Genomic DNA, 20,506 nt, shown 5'->3' with positions numbered 1-20,506 from the left:
CTCAGAGCAGCAGTTCGGCCACCCGCTCGCCGAAGAGCACCTCGCCGGTCGGCTTGAAGCCGAGTCGCAGATAGAAGCCCTCGGGGCCGCCCGGTCCCTGTTCCCACAGCACCGTGACGCGCTGCTGGCCGCGCCGCCTGGCCTCCTCGCACAGGGCCTCCACCGCGAAGCGGCCGTACCCCTTGCCCTGTTCCCCGGCCGCGACGTTGAGCCGCCAGATGCCGCAGCGGAAAGCCTGGATCTCGTTGTCGGGGTCGAAGTTGCCCATGACGAACGCGACGGCCCGTTCGCCGTCGCGTACCAGGCGGGGCCAGGCCGTGCTGCGGGAGGCGTACGCCTCGGCCAGGGAGGCCATCACAGGGGCGACGAAGTGCTCCTGATCGTGGCGCACCTCGACGCCGAGGGCGTCGGAGAGGTTGTCGGGGGTGATCTCTTCGAGTCGTGGCACGGGCCGGGGAATCCTCACGTGTCCGGGTTCGGGCTGACTGCTGCGGGGGTCTGGCAGGCGGCGGCGCGTTCCTCCATGAGAACGCGTTCGCGGGCGTTGCGGGTCATGGCCGCCGCGCGCTCGAACTCCACCCGGGCCTCGGCCGGCCGTCCCAGCTTGAACAGCAGGTCCCCGCGTACGCTGGGCAGCAGGTGATAGTCGCGCAGCGACGGCTCGTCCACGATCTGGTCCAGGAGTTCGAGCCCGACGGCCGGGCCGTAGGCCATCGACAGTGCCACCGCCCGGTTGAGCTCTACGACGGGGGAGCGGGCCAGCTTGGCCAGGGCCTCGTACAGGTCCGCCATCCGTACCCAGTCGGTGTCCTCCGGGCGGACGGCGCGGGCGTGGCAGGCGGCGATGGCGGCCTGCAGCGTGTACGGCCCCATCTCCCCGGCCAGTTCTTCGGCCCGGCCGAGGGCCGCCAGGCCGCGGCCGATGAGCAGCCGGTCCCAGCGGGCGCGGTTCTGCTCCAGCAGCAGGATCGGCTCGCCCGACGGGCCCACCCGGGCGTTCGCGCGGGAGGCGTGGATCTCCATGAGCGCGACCAGGCCGTGCACCTCGGGCTCCCTGGGCATCAGCCCCGCCAGCACGCGGCCGAGCCGCAGCGCGTCCTCGCACAGGGCGGGGCGCATCCAGTCGTCTCCCGCCGTGGCCGAGTAACCCTCGTTGAAGATGAGGTAGATGACCTCCAGCACCGACGACAGGCGTCCGGCCAGCTCCGCGCCCTGCGGCACCTCGAATGGGATCCTCTTGTCGGCCAGGGTCCGCTTGGCGCGCACGATGCGCTGGGCCACGGTCGGCTCCGTGACCAGGAAGGCCCGCGCGATCTCGTCGGTGGTCAGGCCCCCGAGCACGCGCAGCGTCAGCGCCACCCGCGCCTCCATCGACAACGTGGGATGGCAGGCCGTGAACACCAGCCGCAGCAGGTCGTCCTCGATCTCGTCGACGTCCGGGAGCTCCTCCTCCAGGTCGATGCGGTGACCGAGCTCGACGAGGTTGCGCTGCAGGCGTTCGTTCCTGCGGATCAGGTCGATGGCGCGGCGCTTGGAGACCGTCATCAGCCACGCGCCGGGGTTGCGGGGGACGCCGGACCGAGGCCACTGCTCCAGCGCGGCGACCAGCGCGTCCTGCGCCAGCTCCTCGGCCAGGCCGACATCGCGCATCATCCCGGCGAGCCCGGCGATGAGCCGGGCCGCCTCGATGCGCCATACCGCCTCAATGGCGCGATGCGTGTCGGAAGCAGTCACGAACCCATCAGATCAGCGGCGGGGACGGGACCGCAACCGGGACGCCTCCGGTCGTGGGCGGGACCTGCAACCGGGACGTCTTTCGGTTGTGGACAGGTCCGCACCCGAGCCGTCCTCGTCAGGTGCCGGGCTTGTTCGCGCCGAGTCGTTCGCGCAGCGCCTCCTCGCGGGCCCGCTCCTCGGCCGGCATCGAGTCGTCCGGTACGTCCGAGGCGTCGAACACCTGCCACACGGACAGCCCGACGCCGTCGTACCCCGGCGGCACCGGGACGCGCAGCGCCCACTCCATGGCCTCCTCCCGCGACTTGACCTGGATCAGCCAGAACCCGGCGATGAGCTCCTTGGCCTCCGCGAACGGCCCGTCGATCACGCTCGCCTTGCCGCCGCTGTAGGCGATCTGGGCACCGCGCGAGCTGGGGTAAAGTCCCTCGGCCGCCAGCAGCACCCCCGCCTTGACCAGCGACTCGTTGTAGGCGTGCATGTTGTCCACGAGCTCCTGGCTGGGCATCGCCCCCGGCGCCTCGGTCTCGGCGTTGCCCTTGCCCACGATCATGAACTTCATCGGTGTCGTCCTCTCGGGTCGGGTGACGGCCGTGCCGGCCGCTTCCGCCAAGGCGTCGAACGGCGGCGGCGCGGATCGACACGCCCCCGGAATTATTTCGCGCCGACCCGGGCGGCGATGCCGTCCAGAACGTATTCGAGACCGGTCTCGAACTGCCACCCCGGGTCGTTCTTGCACCGGCCCTCGTAGATGTAGCGCCTGTAGGTGGGGTAGCGGCCCGTGTCGAGCAGGTAGGTGAGCTGCGGGGCCAGGCTCGTGTACACCTCCTGCTCATCCGACCACCCCCGCCCGGCCATGAGCTGCCGCATCGCGACCTCCTGGCCGGTCATGCCGTGGGTGTAGGAGCTGACGCTGGTGACGACGGCCATCGCGGTGTCGAGGTCGAGGCCGAGCCCGGCCACGGCGCTCAGCATGCGCTCGGAGACCGCCGTGCGGTTCGGGGTGAGCGCGAGCACCGCGCCGGGCGGGAGCTGGCCGAACCAGGGGTGGGCGAGGATCAGCTCGCGCGTGCGCAGGGCGACCGCGCGCAGCGCCTCACGCCAGCCCGCCGTGCCGTCGGGCAGCTCCAGCTCGGAGTAGACGTGGTCGACCATCAGCTCCAGCAGTTCGTCCTTGCCGGACACGTACCGGTAGGCAGCCATCGGCGCCACGCCCAGCTCGCCGGCCAGGCGGCGCATGGTGACGGCGTCCAGGCCCTCCGCGTCGGCGATGGCGACGGCCGTGGTCGCGATCCGCCGTGGCGACAGCGTCTGCCTGGGCGCCGGGGCGGGGCGTTCCAGGCGGGCCCACAGCGGGGTGTCGTCCTTGTCCTGAGCGGCCATGGCCTCTGCCTTCCTCTGAGCGGATCGTGTACAGCGTATCAGCAGTGGACAACGTACACAGTGCTGTGTACGTTGTATCGACGTTGATACGTTGTACACATCGAAAGGTGCCCCATGGACACCCCTTTGCGCGTCGCCGTTCTCGTCGGAAGCATCAGGGACGGCCGCTTCGGCCCCGCCGTGGCGAACTGGATCCACGGCCACCTCGGCAGGCGGGCCGACATGACGCCCGACCTCATTGACCTGGTCGAGACGCCGCTGCCCACCGTGTTCCCCGTACTCGGGTCGCCGCCGGAGTCGGCGCAGGCCAGGAACCTGCTGGAGGCCGTGCGACCGCGCATGGCGGCGGCCGACGCGTTCGTGCTCGTCACCCCCGAGTACAACCGCAGCTTCCCCGCGTCGCTGAAGAACGCCATCGACTGGCACAACCGCGAATGGCACGCCAAGCCGGTCGGGTTCGTGGGGTACGGCGGCTTCTCGGCCGGACTGCGGGCGGTCGAGCAACTCCGGCTCGTGCTGGCCGAACTGCACGCCGTGACGGTCAGGGACGCGGTCGGGCTGCAGGCCCCGTGGGCTCAGATCGGTACCGACGGGGCCGCCGTCAACCCCGGCGCGGACACGGCCGCCAAGGCCATGCTCGACCAGCTCGCGTGGTGGGGGCAGGCCCTGCGCGAGGCCAGGACCACCCGCCCGTACGAGGTGTGAGGCGATGAACACCACTCCGGCCACGACCGTGGCACCGGTGAGCCGCGCCACGTACATGGGCGTGTTCGGCCTGATGCTCGGCATGTTCCTGGCCATGCTGGACGGCCTGATCGTGGGCACCGCCCTGCCCACGATCACCGGCGAGCTGGGCGGGCTGAGCCACCTGTCCTGGGTGGTGACCTCCTACCTGCTCGCCACGGCCGCCACCACGCCGCTCTGGGGCAAGCTCGGCGACCTGTACGGCCGCAAGGGCGCCTTCATGATCTCGGTCGGCATCTTCCTGGCCGGGTCCGCGCTGGCCGGCGTCTCCCGGGACATCGGGCAGCTCATCGCCTTCCGCGCGGTCCAGGGAGTGGGCGCGGGCGGGCTGATGGTGGGCGCCCTGGCGATCATCGGAGTGCTCGTGCCGCCCCGCCGGAGCGGCACCGTACAGTCGATGATCGGGATCATGATGCCCGTCGCCTTCGTGGGCGGCCCGCTGCTCGGCGGCCTGCTCACCGAGCAGCTGAGCTGGCGCTGGACGTTCTACGTGAACGTGCCGATCGGCGCCCTGGCCCTGCTCGTCGTGGGGCTCATGATCCGGCTGCCGGAACAGGAACGGGTCAGGGCCAGGATCGACTGGCTCGGCGCGGCCCTGCTGACGGCGGGGATCCTGGCGCTGACCCTCGTGACGAGCTGGGGCGGCACCGCGTACGCGTGGGACTCGCCGCGGATCCTCCTGCTGAGCGCGGTCGCGGTCGCCTGCCTGGCGGGATTCGTGCGCGCCGAGCGGCGGGCCGCGGAACCGGTCATCCCGCCCAGGCTCTTCCACGACCGCAACTTCACCCTCGCCCAGGTGCTCAGCTTCGCGTCCGGGGCCGTCATGATGGGCGTGACCGCGTACCTGCCGCAGTACATGCAGTTCGTGCTGGGTGTCACGCCGACCGCCAGCGGGATGCTGCTGATGCCGCTGATGTTCGGCATGCTCGGGGCGCAGCTCACCGCCGGCCGCCTCATCACCAGGAGCGGACGCTACCGCTGGTGCGCGATCCTCGGTGGCGGCGTGCTGACGGTGGGCGTGCTCGCGCTGACCGTGCTCGACGTGGGCACCGGTACGGGCCTGGCCTCCGGGCTCTCCGTGCTGACGGGCGTGGGCATCGGGCTGCTGACCCAGAGCAGCGTGCTGATCACCATGAACAGCGCCGATCCTCGCGACATGGGAGCGGCCGGTGGCACCGTCACGCTGATGCGGACCATCGGGGGCTCGCTGGGGATCTCGCTGCTGGGCGCCGTCTTCGGCGCCAGGATGGGGGCCGGGCTGGCCGATCGGCTCGGGCCAGGGGAGGCGGCCAGGATGGCGGGCGGTGGCGGGCTGACGCCCGAGCTGATGGCCACGATGGGGGAGACGGTACGCGCGAGCGTGGCGGAGGCCGTCACCTCGGGGCTGCACGGGGTGCTGGTGGGGGCGGCGATCCTCGGGGCGATCGCCTTCACCGCCGCCTGGTTCGTACGGAATGTGCCGCTGCGCTGAAACACCAGCGACATATCCGGACATCTGCTCTCACGTGATACTCCCGAACCTGATCGCCCGCACCGGCGTCGCCGCGGCCCTCCTGGCGGGGACCCTCGGCTTCGCAGCCCCCCAACCGGTTCCCGAGGCGGGCCCCGAAGCCACCCCCCAACCGGTTCCCGAGGCAGGCCCCGAAACCGTTCCCCAAGCGGTTCCCGAGGCGAGCCCCGAAGCCGCCCCCCAAGCCGAGTCACAGTCCGAGTCGCAGCCCGAGCTGCCCAGGTCCCCGACGGGCGGGGTGACCCTGATCACCGGTGACCGGGTCGAGGTCACCGGCGGCGGCCACCGTGTGACCCCGGGCCCCGGCCGGGAGGTGACGTTCACGCGGCAGGTCCGGGAGGGTCACCTGCACGTGATCCCCTCCGACGCCAGGCCACTGATCGCGGCGGGCCTGCTCGACCAGCGCCTGTTCGACGTCACCCAACTGCTCCAATGGAACTACGGCGACGCCGGCAGGACCGACATCCCGCTGATCGCCCAGGGGCTGGACGTCAGCGGCGCCAGGACGAGCAAGCAGATCACCGGCCTCGGCATGACCGCGTTGCGCGTGCCCAAGGCGGAGACCTCCAAGACCTGGGCCGACCTCGCCAAGCGGACGACGACCAGAGCCGACGCCAAGGCCAAGCTGTGGCTGGACGGACGCCGCAGCTTCACCCTGGACCGCAGCGTCGAGCAGATCGGCGCCAAGCAGGCCTGGCAGCAGGGCCTGACCGGCAAGGGCGTCACGGTCGCCGTGCTGGACTCCGGCTACGACCCCGATCACCCCGAACTGAAGGACGTCGTCGTCGCCTCGCGCAACTTCAGCGAGGACGCCGACGTACGCGACACCCTCGGCCACGGCACCCACGTCGCCTCCATCGTCGCGGGCGCGGGGGAGAAGTACAGAGGCGTGGCGCCGGACGCGAAGCTCGCGGTCGGCAAGGTGGGCACCGCCGCGGGACCGACCGACTCCGCCATCCTGGCCGGCATGCGGTGGGCCGCGCTCGAGGTCAAGGCCAAGATCGTCAGCATGAGCTTCGGCAGCGGGGACACCCCCGACCTCGACCCCCTGGAGCAGGCGGTGAACGAGCTGTCGGAGAAGACGGGCACGCTGTTCGTGGCGGGCTCGGGCAACTCCAGCGACTGGGGCGCGGTGCTGAGCCCGGGCAGCGCGGACGCGGCGCTGACCGTCGGCGCCGTCGATCGGGAGGGCAAGCTGGCCGACTTCTCCAGCCAGGGCCCGCGCGAGGGCGACCACGCCATCAAGCCGGACCTCACCGCCCCCGGCGTGGAGATCATGGCGGCCAAGCTCGGCGGCGGCCACATCGCCTACAGCGGGACGTCGATGGCCACCCCGCACGTGGCCGGCGCCGCCGCGATCCTCGCCCAGCGCCACCCGGACTGGACGGGCGCGCAACTCAAGGCCGCCCTCATCGGCAGCGCCAAGCCCACCCCCGACACGACCCTGTACGAGCAGGGGGCCGGCCAGGCCGACCTGGTACGGGCCCTCGCCCAGGACGTCACCGCCGAACCGGCCAACCTCTGGGCCGCCTTCCCCTGGGACGCCTCCGGTGACCGCGTCGCCACCAGGACCATCACCTACACCAACGCGGGCGACAGTCCCGTCACCCTCGACCTCACCACCCAGGGCCAGGTGCTGAGCCTGTCCGCGAAGCAGGTCGAGGTGCCCGCCGGCGGAAAGACCTCGGTCGAGGTGACCATCGACGCGAAGGACGAACCCACCGGCGACCACCCGGGCACCGTCACCGCGACCGCGGGCACCACCGTGGTCAGGACGCTGGCCGGCGCGTTCGTCGAACCCGAGTCCTACGACGTCACCGTACGGGCCCTCGACAGGAAGGGAGAGCCCGTGGACGCCTACGCCCAGCTCTACGACGCCGAGAAGGGCACCGTCCGGCTGCTGGAGTTCGCCGGCGGGGTGGCCAGGAAGCGGTTGCCCGAGGGCGACTACCAGCTCTACGCGGACATCGCCCAGAAGGGCAACGGGATCACCGTCACCCACACTCCGGTGCGGGTGGACGGCGCCGACCAGGAGGTGACGGTGGACGCGCGGAAGGGCGTGCCGATGCGGGTCACCCTGGACGACCCGGCCGCGACGCAACTGCCCGGCATGGACATCGAACTGGCCAGGGGGCCGTGGTCGGTGGCCACGCTGACGTCAAGGGTGGTGAAGGACGGGTTGTACGTCGTACCCGTACGCGACCAGAGCCTGAACTTCCTGGTGAGGACCCAGTGGAAGGGCTTCTACGACCTGGCCCACGAACACCGCGGCGGCCTGCCGGAGAATCCCGTGTACGACGTCAGGCGGCAGGAGCTGCAGACGGTGCGGACCAGTTACCGGGGAGCCGGCGTGGCGGCCAAGGGCACGCCCTCGTCCGTGCTCAGGTTCGGCGACGGCAGGCTCTCCGTGTTGCTGTCGTGGGATGAGGTGGAGCTGCCCGGCACGCGTACCTACCACCGGACGGCCGGACCGGTCTGGGAGGGCGGGCTCTCGGTCGGCGACTCCACGGTGACGGGCCCGAGCGGGGCGGACGACGTCTGGAACGCCGCCGTGACCGGGCCCGCCGCGCCCGCCGGCGGGCGCAGCGGGAATGAGCTGACGTTCGCGGCCGGGACGCTGTTCGCGGACGGCGGCGCGGGCAGGAGCGGGGCGGACGACGCGGCCAAGGGCACGGCGACCCTGACCGGTGACGGGCAGGAACTGGCGAAGGCCGAACTGTCGCAGTGTGCCACGGCCAATCCCTGTGAGCTGCGTGCCGAACTGCCCGCACGGGCGGCCATGTACAAGTTGAGCACGGCGATGAGCAGGCAGGTGCCGTACTCGACGCTGTCCACCGAAGTGGCGGCCACCTGGACGTTCAGGTCGGCGGGCACCTCTCAGCGCAGGCCGCTGCCGCTGATGGCGATGCGGTACGCCCCCGAGGGGCTCGACGAGCTCAGCCGGGCCAGGCCGGGCTCGCGGACCCGGCTGCCGATGTGGACGGAGGGGCCTGGTGGGGCGGTCAAGGCCGTCCGGTTGCAGATGTCCGCCGATGACGGCAAGACGTGGAGTCCCGTACGGGTGCGGGCGGAGGGAAAGCGCTGGCTCGCGACCCTGACCAACCCCGATAAGGCGGGATTTGTCTCCCTCCGGGCCGAAGTAACCGGCAAATCCGGCACCACCCTCACACAGACCATCACCCGCGCCTATGCGGTGGGCTGATCGACGCGGGGACGCCCGCGCCAAGTGACGCACGGACGTCCTCGCCGAAAGACGCACGGACGTCTCCGCCAAGAGACGCGCCGACGTCCCCGCCCGGAGAGGCGGGGACGTTCGCGTCGAGTGAGGCGGGAAGGGCCGCGTCAGGCGGAGTTCGAGACGCCGCAGGAGACCGTTTCCCGGCCGCGGCGGGGGCTCGGCGCGGGCCGGGCCTCCCCGGTGGTGTGCGGCCGGACGAGCAGGGCCAGCAGGGACACCGCGGCCGTCGCCAGGAACGCCGCCCGCAGGCCGTACCCGTCGGCCACCAAGCCCAGCACCGCCGGCCCGGCGATCGTGCCCGCCGCCAGGAACGCCACCGTGGCGCTGAACCCGGTGGAGGGCCGGTCGGGGAACAGCCGGTAGCTCCAGAACGACAGCAGCCCGGAGCCGGCCATGAACAGCGGGCCGTACAACACCGCCGACACGATCACCGCGGGCAACGACCCCGGCGCCAGCCCGAGCAGCGCCACGGCCACGCTCAGCCCGGCGAACATCCCGGCGTGCACCCGCCGCAGCCCGTGCCGGTCGATGGCGTGCCCGACGAGCACGCCCGCGATGCCCGCGAGCCCCATCAGCGTCCAGAACAGCGGCGCGGTCGCCCGGCCGTCGCCCATGCCGTCCTCGACGGCCGTCACCGCGTACTGCCAGTAGACCGACCCGACCAGGCCGTAGGCCACGGCCGTCGCGTACAGCGGCACCGCCGCCCGGCGCGCGAACCACCGCAGCCCCACCCGCGGGCCGCCTTGCGCCGGGCGGTGCGTGCCGGTGGGCAGCACCCGGGCGTTGAACAGCGTCATGGCCAGCGCCATCGCGGCGAACAGCAGCCAGACGAGCCGCCAACCCGTGCCGTAGGCGAGCAGCGCGAGCGGCCCGGCCACCACCACGCCGAACGCCGTACCCGAGGAGAGCACCCCCATGGCACGCGCCCGCAGCCCGGCGGGAACCGCCCGGTCCACCACGTCGGAGTAGGGCGTCCACGCCCAGCCGGAGCTGGTGCCGGCCAGGACGAGCCCGGCCGTCAGCATCGCCGGGCCCTGCGCGAAGGCCACCAGGGTCATCCCGGCGGTGGCGGAGACGCCGCCCGCGACCACCACGGGACGCGGGCCGAAGCGGGCCACCAGGATGCCGGCGAGCAGCAGGGCGAGGAGATAGCCGACGTAGGTCGCGCTGCCGATCAGCCCCACCACGGACATGGACAGGTCGAACTCGCGGGCCAGGCGCGGCTGGAAGAGCCCATAGCCGTAACGGGCCAGGCCGAAGGTCACGGCGATGGCGGCGGCGCCGCCCAGAATCAGTGGTCGATGCATGTAACCCATACTCCGACCTGCGGCGACGAAGAACGAGTGGCAGAAACGTCAGGATGCGCTAGATTTACGCCATGGGCACTGAACCGCTCCGCGTGGCCGTCACCGTACTCAACCCCTCGGCCCTGTTCGAGCTGGCCGTGCCGTGCACGGTCTTCGACGGCGAGGGCTACGAGCTCGTCCTGTGCGCCACCGAGCCGCCGGGCGCCCCGCTGCGCGGCCCCGGCGGCCTGCGCATGCAGGCGGAGCACGGTCTGGAGGCCCTGGAGGAGGCGGATCTGATCGTGGTGCCGGCCTGCATGATGGACGTCGGCTACGAGCCGTCGGCCGAACTGGTGGACGCGCTGCGCGCCGCGCACGCCCGCGGCACCCGCATCGCCTCCCTCTGCTCAGGCGCCTTCGTCCTGGCCGCGACGGGGCTGCTGGACGGCCGCGAGGCGGCCACACACTGGAAGTACGCCGATGAGCTGGCCCGCCGCCACCCCCGCGTCCGGGTCAACGCCCAGGCCCTCTACATCGACGACGGCGACATCCTGACCAGCGCGGGCACGGCCGCCGCCATCGACCTGTGCCTGCACATCGTGCGTACGGACTACGGCACGGCGGCCGCCGCCGCGGTGGGCCGCCGCATGGTCGTCGCCCCGCACCGGGAGGGGGACCAGACCCAGTTCGCCCCGGTACGGCCGGTGCCCGCCCCGCAGAGCCTCGCCCCGGTGCTGGACTGGGCGCTGGCCCGGCTGCACGAGCCGCTCACCATGGACCAGCTCGCCCAGCGGGCGGGGATGAGCCTGCGCACCTTCGGCCGGCACTTCGCGCGCGAGATCGGCGCCACCCCGCTGCGCTGGCTCAACCAGCAGCGGCTGGCCAGGGCCCGCGAACTCCTGGAGACCACCGACCTGACGATCGACGCGGTGGCCGAGCGCTCGGGCCTGGGCACCGCCGACGGGCTGCGGCAACACTTCCACCGCGCCCTGGGCACCACCCCGGCGGCCTACCGCCGCACCTTCCGCGGCCAGGTCTCGGCCGTGGGCTGACCTCCTGGGTGAAACGCGGCGAGCACGTGGTCCCGCCGCGGAACACGGTAAAGCGCGCCCGGAACGCGGCAAGCGCGCGCCCTTGAGGGGACGCGCGCTTGGAACGCGGCGAGCGCGCGCCCCCGGAAGGGGACGCGCGCTCGTGGTCACACGGAAGGCAGGGAGCCTCTCAAGCAGGGCCCATCAGGCCGCGTACTCGGGGTAGCCGTAGCCGACGACCTGCGACTTCGGACGGATCCGCTCCTCGACCTTGCCGTTGCCGGTGTTGCCCTCGACCGTGGAGATGGTGCCGTTCTTGTTGTCCTTCACGACGAACCCGACGTGCTGGATGTCGCTCAGGCTCTTGCCGCCGCCCCAGGAGAAGAAGACCACGGCGCCGGGCCTGGCCTCGGTGCCCCAGCGGTCGTTGGCGGCGAACCACTTGGCGTGCGAGACGGTGTAGGCGTCCCAGCCGACCTGCGGGCGGGCGCCGGTCTGCTCGCCGACCCAGGAGACGAACATCGAGCACCAGGCGGCGTTCAGGTAGGCGTTGCGGTTGCCGCCGTCACGGGCGACGGTCTCGCCGGCGCGCTGCGAGGCGGCGTACCAGTCCTGGTACTTGGTGCCGCCGCCGCTGGCGTTCTCCGAGGTGCCGACCTGGGACTTGGCCAGGGCCAGGACCTGCTCGGCGGTGGCGCTGATCTTGGTTTCGGTACGGTCGTCGGTGCCGGCCTTGTGGGCGGCGACGGCCGTGACCGGGTGCCGGGCGGCGGTGGCCGCGGCGACGCCGGTGGCGGTGTCGGCCTGGGCCGCGCCGGCGCTGACGCCGAGGCCCGAGGCGAGGACGGTCGCGCCGAGCGCGGCGCGGGCGATGCTCTTCTTGGCAGCGGTGATGCGATGCTTGGCCATCGAGGGGGTTACTCCTTGCTTCCATGCCGCTTACCGGGTTAGCTGACGGGTTCGGGCGTGGAAGCTGCCCTACGGCATCGGAATGCCGATTCACCCCAAAGGACATGGGTCCCCGGTTCCGCCCGAAGGCGGATTCAGCGGTCACAGGACTATCCTGCGATCTTTCGTGCGATGGTCAGACATAGCCGGGACAAACCGGACGTATGTCTCAAGACGCCTCATAAGGTAATACATGAGGCAAGAGGATTACAAATCCATAAAGGCCCGGCTAAGCGATTTGCCCGCGAGCGTCGGCCAGAAGCCCCATCATGGCAAGGGATTCGTCAAGAGGCATGATCGAGGATTCGGTCCTGCCCTCGGCCGTGGCGGCGCGGACTTCGCGAAGCTCTCCGGCGTATCCGTTGTCCGCCGGATCGAGCACATGCTCTTCCGGGTCCATGGATGGACCGGTGAGGATGATTCGCTGCGGGGCCCAGAAGGGCGCCGGGATGTCCGCCCGCATCTGCCTGCCCACAACACTGGCCTGGTTGGGGTAATTCCCGAGCAATGAGGTCGCCACGAGAGCGTGTCTGCCGCCGGGATAGAGCAACACCCCGGCCGCCTCCGCATCGACCCCCGTGGGCGCCAGCGAGCCGGTGACGCGCAGGTCAGAGGGCATGCCCAGGAGGAGCTGGGCCAGCCCGAACGGGTAGATCCCCAGGTCCAGCAGCGCGCCCCCGCCCAGCTCCGGCGCCCACAGCCGGTGCGCCGGGTCATAGGCCGCGGCGAACCCGAAACTGGCCTGCACGGAGCGGATCTCCCCGAAGCGCGGATCGGCCGCGAGGAGCCGGATGAGCGGGTTGAACCTCATCCACATCGCTTCCATCAGGAACACGCCCGCCTCGCGCGCCATGCGTACCATCTTCTCCGCGTCGTCCAGGGTCGCGGCCAGCGGTTTCTCGCACAACACAGCCTTGCCCGCGGCGATGGCCGCCGCGGCCACCGGCAGGTGCTGGGCGTGCGGTGTGGCCACGTAGACGGCGTCCACCGCCGGGTCGGCGCACAACTGCTCATAGGACCCGTACGCCGACGCCGCCCCCAGTTCCGCCGCCAGGGCCTGCGCCCTGACCAGGTTCCTCGAACCGACGGCGGCCACCCGCATTCCCGGCTCCGCCACGATCGCGGCGCCCACGACGCGGGCAATGCCGCCGGTCGCCGCTATTCCCCATGTGAAATCTCGCACGCGGCAGATCGTATCCGGTAACGTAAAATTCCGGTCATGTGGGTATGTAAAGGGATTACCCGCCACTCGCCACATGAATAACTTCCGCCACAAAAGTCACTAGGCGAACGTCTCCGGATCCGGGCCCAGCCGCTGTCCCTTGTTCAAAGCGCCGATGGCCGCCATGTCCTCACCGTCGAGGATGAAGCCGAAGACGTCGATGTTCTCCGCGATCCTGGCCGGCGTCACGGACTTGGGAATCACCACGTTGCCGAGTTGCAGGTGCCAGCGGAGCACGATCTGCGCCGGCGTTTTGCCGTACTTGCCCGCCAGCACCGTCAGCGCCGGGTCCGACAGCAGCCCCTTGCCCTGCCCGATCGGGCCCCACGCCTCGGTGAGGATGCCGTTGGCCTCGTGGAAGGCCCGCAACTCCCGCTGCTGCAGGTACGGGTGCAGCTCGATCTGGTTGATGGCCGGCGTGATGTCGGTCTCGTCCATGAGCCTGGTGAGCGTCTGGACGGTGAAGTTGGAGACGCCGATGGCCTTGGCCCGCCCGCTCCGGTAGATCTTCTCCAGCTCCCGCCAGGCCCGCACGTACGTGCCCCGCGCCGGCACCGGCCAGTGGATCAGGTAGAGATCCACGTAGTCCAGGCCCAGCCGGGACAGGCTCTCCTCGAAGGCCGCCTCGGCGCGCTCGTGGTCGGCGTTGCCCAGCTTCGTGGTCACGAACACCTTCTCGCGCGGCAGCCCGCATTCGCGCACGGCCCGCCCCACGCCCTCCTCGTTGTGGTATCCGGCGGCGGTGTCGATGTGCCGGTAGCCTTTCTTGATCGCGGCGGAGACCGCCTGCTCGGCCTCGTCGGCCGGAATCAGCCAGACGCCGTACCCGAGTTGCGGGATCTGCACGCCGTCGGTGTTGAGCAGAAGCGAATTCATACCCTCCATTGTTCACGCAGCGTTTCTGACCCCTTAAGGCGGTGGGGCTAGCTTGAAGCGGTCGTGAACGGGCCATCACCCCGCTGGGAGGGCAAGGAGTGGTCGAACAGGCGTCGGCCTGGGTGGAGTCCCCGCTCCAGATGCTGTGCGCCGTCGAGGCCCACCACGCCGGGCTCCTCGGCCCCGAGACGGTCGTCGTGCCGCGTGCGGGCCTTCGGCCCTTGAAGGCCACCCGGCGCGAGCTGCGCTCGCTGGGGATGCCCGAGGGCGTGGAGCTGGCCGAGCCGCGCGAGCGCATGCCCAGGCGTGTGCAGGCGGTCGGGGACGCCTTCTCCGGCAAGGTGCAGCTGCGCTGGCTCACCTCCAGGACCGGCCGCATCGTCATCGTGGACGACGGCCTGGCCACGCTGCACCTGCTCGAACTGCTCGCCGCCGGCCCGTACCGGCCGCTGCTGCGCGCCCGCGTCAAGCCGACGGGGCCGCGCGCCGCGCTGGGGCTGGCCGCCGCGCTGCGGCTGCGCCTGAGCAAGGTCTCCGTGTTCACCGCGCTGAACGTGGACGACAAGCTCGAACAGGCCGTCCGCGACGCCGGCATCGACCTCGTACGGCACGACTTCGCCTGGCTGCGCTCCCAGCCGCCCAGCGCCGAGGGCCCCAACGAGCGCACGGTCGTGCTCGGCACCTCGCTGGTCCGCAACGGCCTGGTCCACCGCGAGCAGTACCTGCGCTGGCTGACCGAACTGGCCGCGCGCGAGCCGCTGGCCTACTACCCGCACCGCCGCGAGGACCCCGTGGACGTCGCGCTGATCCGGGAGCGTCCCGGCATCACCGTGCACGAAGCGGGCGTGCCCGCCGAGCTGACGCTGCGCGGCCTGGAGTCCGGCCAGCGCGTGCTCAGCCTCCCCTCTACCGCGATCACCTCGCTGCGGGTGCTGCTCAGCCCGCGCGGAGTCGCCGTCGAGCCCGTGGACGTTCCCGATCACTGGTGGACCAGCAGGGCGGCCCCCGCCCTGCGCTCGCATTTGACCGGAGTGTCTTAGTTGAAAGTGTTGGCGGTCGCCGACTCCGACTCGTACCTGAAATGGGCGGCCTGCCTGCTCGGTGACCTGCCCCCGGGCTGCGTGACCGAGCTGGTCGTGGTGCGCACCCCGATCGCCCCCTCGCCGGAGCAGATCGCCGCCGCAGTGGGCGGTCTCGAGGCGCCGCCGGTGCTCTCGGCGCGCTCGGTGCGGCGGCTGGCAGAGCGGACGCGGCCCGATGTGATCCTCGTGGCGTGCACGGGCCCGGTGGTGGACGTGCTGGTGGCCGAGACGCTGGGCGACCTGCGGCCGCGGCCGGTGTTCGCCAGCGGGCTGCCGGGCATCTCGGTGCCGGCCACGGACAAGGCGTGGGTGTTCCGCAGCGGTTGCGACCTGTTCGTGGTGCACAGCGAGCGCGAGGTGGCCGAGTTCTCCGAGATCGCCGGCAGGCTCGGCGGGGGAGGGGCGGTCGGCCTGGCCAGGCTGCCGTTCCTGCGCCCCGACCTGACGGCCGCGGGCGGCAACCGGGTGGTGTTCGCCACGCAGGCCAAGGTGCCGCGCGAGCGGGACGAGCGCGAGCGCATCCTGACCGCGCTGGCCGCGCTGGCCGCCCGCCGGCCCGACCTGGACGTGGTGGTCAAGCTGCGCGCGCTGGAGGAGGAGCGGCAGACGCACAACGAACGCTTCCACTACCAGCGGCTGTGGCGCGAGATGGGCGAGCCCGGGCGGCTGGCGTTCGAGGCCGGATCGATGTACGAGCAGCTCCAGCGGGCCGCCGGGTTCGTCACGGTCAGCTCGACGGCGGCGCTGGAGGCCGTCGCGATGGGCGTGCCGTCGCTGGTGCTGAGCGACTTCGGCGTGAGCGCCGAGATGATCAACCTGGTGTTCGAGGACAGCGACCTGCTCGGCACGCTGGACGAGTTGGCCGGGGGCGGCTTCCGGCACGCCTCGAAGGAGTGGTGCGCGGCCAACTATTTCCACCCGCCCCTGCGCAACGACTGGACAGGGCAGCTGGGCGGGCTGGTGGCAGAGGGATCGCGGGTGCCCGCCAGGTCACTGCTCGACGGGCCGGAACACGCGGCGGGGCGGCGCAGGGCCCGCCTCCGGGTGGAGGTGCCACCGAAGATGTTGCGGGTGGGCTACCGGGCCAAGCGCCGCATGCGCCGCTACCTCAGATCGCTGACCTGATCTTCCTGCGGATCCTGGTGAACGCGCTGGGCTTGTCGGCGAAGCCCAGCGTCTCCAGGCGCTTGCGCTTGTAGTAGCGCGGGTCGAACGCGATGTCGTCCGGCCGCAGGTCCGGGTAGGTGTCGGCCTGCATGCAGTAGCCCACCGAGCGGACCAGCGCCTGCACGTCCGTGACCGGCGGGCGCTCGATGTGGCCCTCGGCCGACAACCGGGGCAGCAGGGCGTCGACGATGGTGAGCGGGATCCTGTTGCTGTTCTCGTACGGGGTCAGCCGCTCCAGCACCAGGTCCGTACCGTACGAGGCCACTTCGAGCCCGAAGTAGCGCCGCGCCGTCACCAGCCCCGTGGAGAAGCAGCCCACGACCAGCTCCGGCCGCAGCGCCGCGAAGCACACCTCGGCCGGCACGCTCTCCCCGATCACCGCCAGCCGCACGCCCATGGACTCGGCGGCGGAGCGCAGGAGCTGGGCGTGCCGGCGGCCGGCGGCCGGGTGCGGCTTGAAGACGACGTTGGTGTAGCCGCGCGCGGCCAGGGCCTTGAGCATGGTCTCGTGCAGCCCCGCCTCCTCCTCCGGCGTGACGATCTCCAGCGCCGACATGTACTGGCCCAGGATGATCGCCTGCCCGGCGAGCATGTCGGGGGCCGTGGCGGTGACCTCGTGCACGACCGACAGGAAACGTTCCTCGGGCAGGATCTCGGGGGCGACGCCGTACTCGCTGAGGAGCAGGGGCTTGAGCCCCTGCACCAGGTCGAGGTGGATCAGCCGCTCGATGCGGCGGAAGATCTCGGCCGGCAGCGGGTCACGGGTGGGGCCGTAGCTCATCAGCCCGTCGGAGTACACCGAGATCGGGCAGTCCCGCACCAGGCCCGCGATCGTGCGCGCCGGCGGCACCGCGATCGACTCCAGGACCAGCTCCTCGACCTCGTCCAGCCCCCAGTGGGAGCGGATGAGGCGCTCCATCATCGGCACCTCGATGACGCGCGCCCGCCAGTCGGAGGGGTGCAGCGGCGCGATCAGCTCGTTCCAGGAGACCACCCGGTCGAAGCGCTTGCGCAGCACCCCGAAGCCGGGCGTCTGGTCCAGCGGCATCGACACCTCGGGGATGGCCGCGTTGTTGGAGACCACGAGGACGCGGCGGCCGTCGCCGAAGCGGCCGTCGTCGATCGCGGCCGCCAGCGACATCGCCCCGAACAGCGTCGAGGCGTAGAAGACCTTCACTCTTATGTCTCCTCCCGGTCCCGGCGGACCCGGACGTGCGGGCTGGGGGGCAGGTCGGGCACGAGGGCCCGCAGGGTGGTCTCGCGCGCCACGGACATCCGCGACACCGACTCGGCCACCAGCTCCGGCGGCAGCGCGCGCACCATCTGCGCGCCCCGCTCGGTGAAGCGGGCGCGCAACTCGGGCGTGAACCGGTCGCCGATCTCCAGATGGTGGGCGAGCAGCGCGCAGAAGTTCCGCACCGCCTTCGGCAGGAACTCCGTCTCCAGATCCTTGAAGACCAGCTCGAAGGCGTCGAAGAAGTGCAACTGGCGCTCGTCGCCCACCTGCGTCAGCGACCCCGACACCATGCGCCGGTAGAACACCCCGGCCAGCGACACCACCGCGAAGGTGGCCGCCTCGCGGTGCAGCCGCCAGATCCACGGCCGGTCCTCGGCGGTGTGCAGGGAGCCGGGGAAGTGCAGCAGGTCACGCAGGGAACGCCGGTAGATGCCGGCCCACGCGTACGGGTAGTCGACCATGGTCCGCACGCCGGCCGGCAGGATGGCGTCGCGAGGGTCGAGCACCGCGCCCCGTCGCGCCAGCGGGGCGCGGTGCACAACCCGTTTGCGGCCCTCGACCTGCACGTGGTCGGCGCGTACGAAGTCGCAGCCGAGCCCGTCGATGGCCTCGACGAGCCGTGCCAGATAGCCGGGGGCGAGCCAGTCGTCGCCGTCCATGAACGTGACGTACCGGCCCGTCGCGGCCGACAGGCCCGTGTTCCGCGCGTCCGCCAGCCCCACCGGAGCGGGGTTGGTGAGCACGTTCAGCCCTGGCACGTCACCGATGAAGTCGCCGATGATGTCGCCCGTGGCGTCCGCGGACCCGTCGTTCACGACGATGAACTCGAAGTCGCGGCGCGCGTTGCGGGACAGCGAGGTGAGCGCGTCGGCGATGAAGCGCTCGCCGTCCCGCACCGGCACGACGACCGAGAGTGTGATCAATGTGCTGTTTCTTTCCTGGTGGAGCGGTCAGACGGTCACCCGGCGCAGGCGGGCCTTCGGAGCCTCCTCACCGGGGAAGACACGCTTGACGCCATCACCCATGGCCTGCTCGATGATGCGGATGTCGCGGACGAGGTGCTCAAGGCCGGACGGCTCCAGCGAGGCGGCGTGGTCGGAGCCCCACATGGTGCGGTCGAGCGTGATGTGCCGCTCCACGCAGACCGCGCCGAGCGTGACGGCCGCCAGCGAGATCTGCAGGCCGCGCTCGTGGCCGGAGTAGCCGACGGGCACGCCGTAGCGCTCCTTGAGCGTGGTGATCGCCCGCAGGTTGGCCTCCTCGGGCGGCAGCGGGTACGTGGACGTCGCGTGCATCATGATCAGCCTATCGGTGCCCAGGATCTCCACGGCCGCGTCGATCTCCGCCAGCGTGGACATTCCGGTCGACAGGATGAGCGGCTTGCCGGTGGCGGCCAGGGCGCGCAGCAGCTCGTGGTCGGCGACGCTGGCCGAGGCGATCTTGTGCACGGGGACGTCCATCTCCTGCAGGAAGTCCACCGAAGGCACGTCCCACGGCGAGGCGAACCAGTGCAGGCCGCGCTCGTCGCAGTACTTGGAGATCTGCGTGTACTCGTCGCGGCCGAACTCGGTGCGCTCCTTGTACTCCAGGTAGGTCATCTCGCCCCACGGCGTCTGCCTGATCTGGCCCTTCTGCTCCTCGGGCACGCAGATCGCGGGGGTGCGCTTCTGGAACTTGACCGCCTGGCAGCCGGCCTCGGCGGCCACGTCGATGAGCTGCCTGGCCAGGTCGAGGTCGCCGTTGTGGTTGATGCCGATCTCGCCGATCACGTACACCGGCTCGCCGTCGCCGACCAGCACGTCGCCGATCGCCACCGGCCCGAGCCGGGGCCTGGTGCGCACGTCGGTGAGGGCGGCGGACGGCTCGGGCCTGGCCGCCACCACGCGGTCGCACAACTCACGCACCGCGCCGTCACCGCCGGGCCTGGTCAGCACGACGCGGGCGGCGGCGCGGACCCGGGGGTGGGCGTCGGGCGTGGCGATGGGCCAGCCGACCTCGCCCATCGGGCCCAGGTCGTTGACGTCGTTGCCGACGTAGGCCACGCGGGCCGGGTCGAGGCCCTCGATGTTCAGCCAGTCGCGCAGCACGGTGCGCTTGTCGGCCAGGCCCTGCAGCACGGGCACGTTGAGCTTGCGGGCGCGGGCGGCCACCACCGGGTTCTGCTCGGTGGACATGACCAGCACCTTCACGCCGGAGCGGCGCAGCAGCGAGACGCCCATGCCGTCGGAGCGGCTGACGAGCACCATCTCGCGGCCCTCGGAGTCGACGTAGGCGCGGTCGTCGGTGTGCACTCCGTCGAAGTCGGTGATGACGGCGTCCACGTCGATCGGCTCGGGCTGGTCGATGAACGGGGCGAGCGCTTGCACGAGCTCCAGGTCCTCCGGGTTGTCGATCTCGATGGCGTGCTTGCTGGGCACCGGCTGCACGGCGACCTCGCCGAAGAAGCGGTGGCCGTGCTCACGCAGGCCGGAGGTGCGCATGACGTAGAAGGCGCCGTTCTCGCGGAACTCCGGCGCGCGGTCCTGCCTGCGCTGCCGTACGGCGGGGTCGTGGTTGATGCCGCCGCCGGTGGCCGTCCACAGGAACTCGTGCGTGGGCAGCCCGGACACGACCGAGTCGGCCTCGCCGTCCAGGACCTTGCGCACGGCCGCCGACAGGTCCTCCGGGTTGATGAACGCGCTGGTGCACTGCACGAGCACGACCACCTCGGGGTCCTCACCGACCGCGTCGAGCGCGTGCAGCACGGCGGACTCGCTGGAGGCGGTGGCGCCGCTCAGCTCCTCGGGGCGCTCCACCACGTCCGCGCCCGCCTGCCTGGCGGTCTCGGCGATCCCGTCGTGGTCGGTGCTGACCACGACCCGGTCCACCAGCTCGGCGTTCAGGCACGCCCGAACCGCCCGGGTGACCAGCGGGACGCCCCCGACCAGGGCGAGGTTCTTCAGGGGTACGCCCGCCGAACCTCCGCGGGCGGGAACTACGGCCAGGACTCGCAACGTCTTGTCTCCTCAGTGCATCGGATTGCACCCAGAAGCTAGAGGGCTGGATTGA

17 protein-coding genes and 1 riboswitch are annotated in these 20,506 nt (G+C 71.5%); of the genes, 6 read left to right on the top strand and 11 right to left on the bottom strand.

Annotation, left to right across the window (positions count from 1 at the left end; all coding sequences use genetic code 11):
* Position 1: 1 nt before the first annotated feature.
* From AB0I81_RS05120 to AB0I81_RS05105, 4 genes are all read right to left on the bottom strand, one after another.
* A complete protein-coding gene (locus tag AB0I81_RS05120; RefSeq protein WP_360650081.1) occupies positions 2-448 on the bottom strand; it encodes a GNAT family N-acetyltransferase in 447 nt (148 codons plus the stop codon).
* Between the two features lie 14 nt (positions 449-462).
* Positions 463-1,734: an RNA polymerase sigma factor gene (locus tag AB0I81_RS05115; RefSeq protein ID WP_360650078.1), complete on the bottom strand. Its 1,272-nt coding sequence runs from the start codon at positions 1,732-1,734 to the stop codon at positions 463-465.
* 118 nt (positions 1,735-1,852) lie between these two features.
* Positions 1,853-2,296: a YciI family protein gene (locus AB0I81_RS05110; RefSeq protein WP_360650075.1), complete on the bottom strand. Its 444-nt coding sequence runs from the start codon at positions 2,294-2,296 to the stop codon at positions 1,853-1,855.
* Between the two features lie 92 nt (positions 2,297-2,388).
* Positions 2,389-3,117 (bottom strand): TetR/AcrR family transcriptional regulator, encoded by a 729-nt coding sequence (locus AB0I81_RS05105; RefSeq protein ID WP_360650072.1) that lies wholly within the window; start codon positions 3,115-3,117, stop codon positions 2,389-2,391.
* 114 nt (positions 3,118-3,231) lie between these two features.
* On the opposite strand from AB0I81_RS05105, the gene AB0I81_RS05100 reads away from it, so the two are divergent.
* From AB0I81_RS05100 to AB0I81_RS05090, 3 genes are read left to right on the top strand one after another with little or no spacing between them, the layout of a single operon-like run.
* Positions 3,232-3,822, top strand: a complete 591-nt coding sequence (locus tag AB0I81_RS05100) for an NAD(P)H-dependent oxidoreductase (RefSeq protein ID WP_360650069.1) — start codon at positions 3,232-3,234, stop codon at positions 3,820-3,822.
* 4 nt (positions 3,823-3,826) lie between these two features.
* Positions 3,827-5,332, top strand: coding sequence for an MDR family MFS transporter (locus AB0I81_RS05095; RefSeq protein ID WP_360650066.1), 1,506 nt, complete (start codon positions 3,827-3,829; stop codon positions 5,330-5,332).
* Positions 5,333-5,366: 34 nt separating this feature from the next.
* Entirely contained in the window at positions 5,367-8,573 is a 3,207-nt protein-coding gene (locus tag AB0I81_RS05090; protein ID WP_360650063.1) for a S8 family serine peptidase, read from the top strand.
* A gap of 140 nt (positions 8,574-8,713) precedes the next feature.
* On the opposite strand, the gene AB0I81_RS05085 is transcribed toward AB0I81_RS05090, so the two are convergent.
* Positions 8,714-9,916: an MFS transporter gene (locus AB0I81_RS05085; RefSeq protein WP_360650060.1), complete on the bottom strand. Its 1,203-nt coding sequence runs from the start codon at positions 9,914-9,916 to the stop codon at positions 8,714-8,716.
* A 71-nt stretch (positions 9,917-9,987) separates the two neighbouring features.
* On the opposite strand from AB0I81_RS05085, the gene AB0I81_RS05080 reads away from it, so the two are divergent.
* Positions 9,988-10,947 carry a helix-turn-helix domain-containing protein gene (locus AB0I81_RS05080; RefSeq protein ID WP_360650057.1) on the top strand — a complete coding sequence of 320 codons (960 nt, stop codon included), beginning with the start codon at positions 9,988-9,990 and terminating at the stop codon, positions 10,945-10,947.
* 183 nt (positions 10,948-11,130) lie between these two features.
* Here AB0I81_RS05080 and AB0I81_RS05075 read toward each other — a convergent pair whose 3' ends face one another.
* The 3 genes from AB0I81_RS05075 to AB0I81_RS05065 all read right to left on the bottom strand — a co-directional run bounded on the left by AB0I81_RS05075 (position 11,131) and on the right by AB0I81_RS05065 (position 13,972).
* Positions 11,131-11,835, bottom strand: coding sequence for a CHAP domain-containing protein (locus tag AB0I81_RS05075; RefSeq protein WP_360650054.1), 705 nt, complete (start codon positions 11,833-11,835; stop codon positions 11,131-11,133).
* Between the two features lie 12 nt (positions 11,836-11,847).
* Positions 11,848-11,985: riboswitch (cyclic di-AMP (ydaO/yuaA leader) on the bottom strand.
* A 118-nt stretch (positions 11,986-12,103) separates the two neighbouring features.
* Positions 12,104-13,057, bottom strand: coding sequence for a Gfo/Idh/MocA family oxidoreductase (locus tag AB0I81_RS05070; RefSeq protein ID WP_360650051.1), 954 nt, complete (start codon positions 13,055-13,057; stop codon positions 12,104-12,106).
* A gap of 99 nt (positions 13,058-13,156) precedes the next feature.
* Positions 13,157-13,972 (bottom strand): aldo/keto reductase, encoded by an 816-nt coding sequence (locus tag AB0I81_RS05065; RefSeq protein ID WP_360650048.1) that lies wholly within the window; start codon positions 13,970-13,972, stop codon positions 13,157-13,159.
* Between the two features lie 98 nt (positions 13,973-14,070).
* On the opposite strand from AB0I81_RS05065, the gene AB0I81_RS05060 reads away from it, so the two are divergent.
* Entirely contained in the window at positions 14,071-15,012 is a 942-nt protein-coding gene (locus AB0I81_RS05060; protein WP_360650045.1) for a hypothetical protein, read from the top strand.
* 6 nt (positions 15,013-15,018) lie between these two features.
* Positions 15,019-16,179: a DUF6716 putative glycosyltransferase gene (locus AB0I81_RS05055; protein ID WP_360650223.1), complete on the top strand. Its 1,161-nt coding sequence runs from the start codon at positions 15,019-15,021 to the stop codon at positions 16,177-16,179.
* Here the strand turns inward: AB0I81_RS05055 and AB0I81_RS05050 are convergent.
* Genes AB0I81_RS05050 through AB0I81_RS05040 form a run of 3 tightly spaced genes read right to left on the bottom strand, consistent with a single transcriptional unit; the run spans position 16,163 to position 20,451 of the window.
* On the bottom strand, positions 16,163-17,398 hold the full coding sequence (locus AB0I81_RS05050) for a polysialyltransferase family glycosyltransferase (protein ID WP_360650042.1): 1,236 nt from the start codon (positions 17,396-17,398) through the stop codon (positions 16,163-16,165). The two genes, AB0I81_RS05055 and AB0I81_RS05050, sit on opposite strands and share 17 nt — an antisense overlap.
* A gap of 2 nt (positions 17,399-17,400) precedes the next feature.
* Entirely contained in the window at positions 17,401-18,381 is a 981-nt protein-coding gene (locus AB0I81_RS05045; protein WP_360650039.1) for a glycosyltransferase family 2 protein, read from the bottom strand.
* Positions 18,382-18,408: 27 nt separating this feature from the next.
* Positions 18,409-20,451, bottom strand: a complete 2,043-nt coding sequence (locus tag AB0I81_RS05040) for an N-acetylneuraminate synthase family protein (protein ID WP_360650036.1) — start codon at positions 20,449-20,451, stop codon at positions 18,409-18,411.
* Between the last annotated feature and the right edge of the window lie 55 nt (positions 20,452-20,506).

Source organism: Nonomuraea sp. NPDC050404, from assembly GCF_040655495.1.
In the GTDB taxonomy this organism is placed as follows: Bacteria; Actinomycetota; Actinomycetes; order Streptosporangiales; family Streptosporangiaceae; genus Nonomuraea.
The sequence above is the reverse complement of the archived record's forward strand: the minus strand, read 5'-3'. Positions and strand labels throughout refer to the sequence as shown.

What these genes read in the sequence shown, in the direction of transcription:
- AB0I81_RS05110 (WP_360650075.1), bottom strand. Translation starts at nt 2,296, where the DNA reads ATGAAGTTCATGATCGTGGGCAAGGGCAACGCCGAGACCGAGGCGCCG.
- AB0I81_RS05105 (WP_360650072.1), bottom strand. Translation starts at nt 3,117, where the DNA reads ATGGCCGCTCAGGACAAGGACGACACCCCGCTGTGGGCCCGCCTGGAA.
- AB0I81_RS05100 (WP_360650069.1), top strand. Translation starts at nt 3,232, where the DNA reads ATGGACACCCCTTTGCGCGTCGCCGTTCTCGTCGGAAGCATCAGGGAC.
- AB0I81_RS05095 (WP_360650066.1), top strand. Translation starts at nt 3,827, where the DNA reads ATGAACACCACTCCGGCCACGACCGTGGCACCGGTGAGCCGCGCCACG.
- AB0I81_RS05085 (WP_360650060.1), bottom strand. Translation starts at nt 9,916, where the DNA reads ATGCATCGACCACTGATTCTGGGCGGCGCCGCCGCCATCGCCGTGACC.
- AB0I81_RS05080 (WP_360650057.1), top strand. Translation starts at nt 9,988, where the DNA reads ATGGGCACTGAACCGCTCCGCGTGGCCGTCACCGTACTCAACCCCTCG.
- AB0I81_RS05075 (WP_360650054.1), bottom strand. Translation starts at nt 11,835, where the DNA reads ATGGCCAAGCATCGCATCACCGCTGCCAAGAAGAGCATCGCCCGCGCC.
- AB0I81_RS05065 (WP_360650048.1), bottom strand. Translation starts at nt 13,972, where the DNA reads ATGAATTCGCTTCTGCTCAACACCGACGGCGTGCAGATCCCGCAACTC.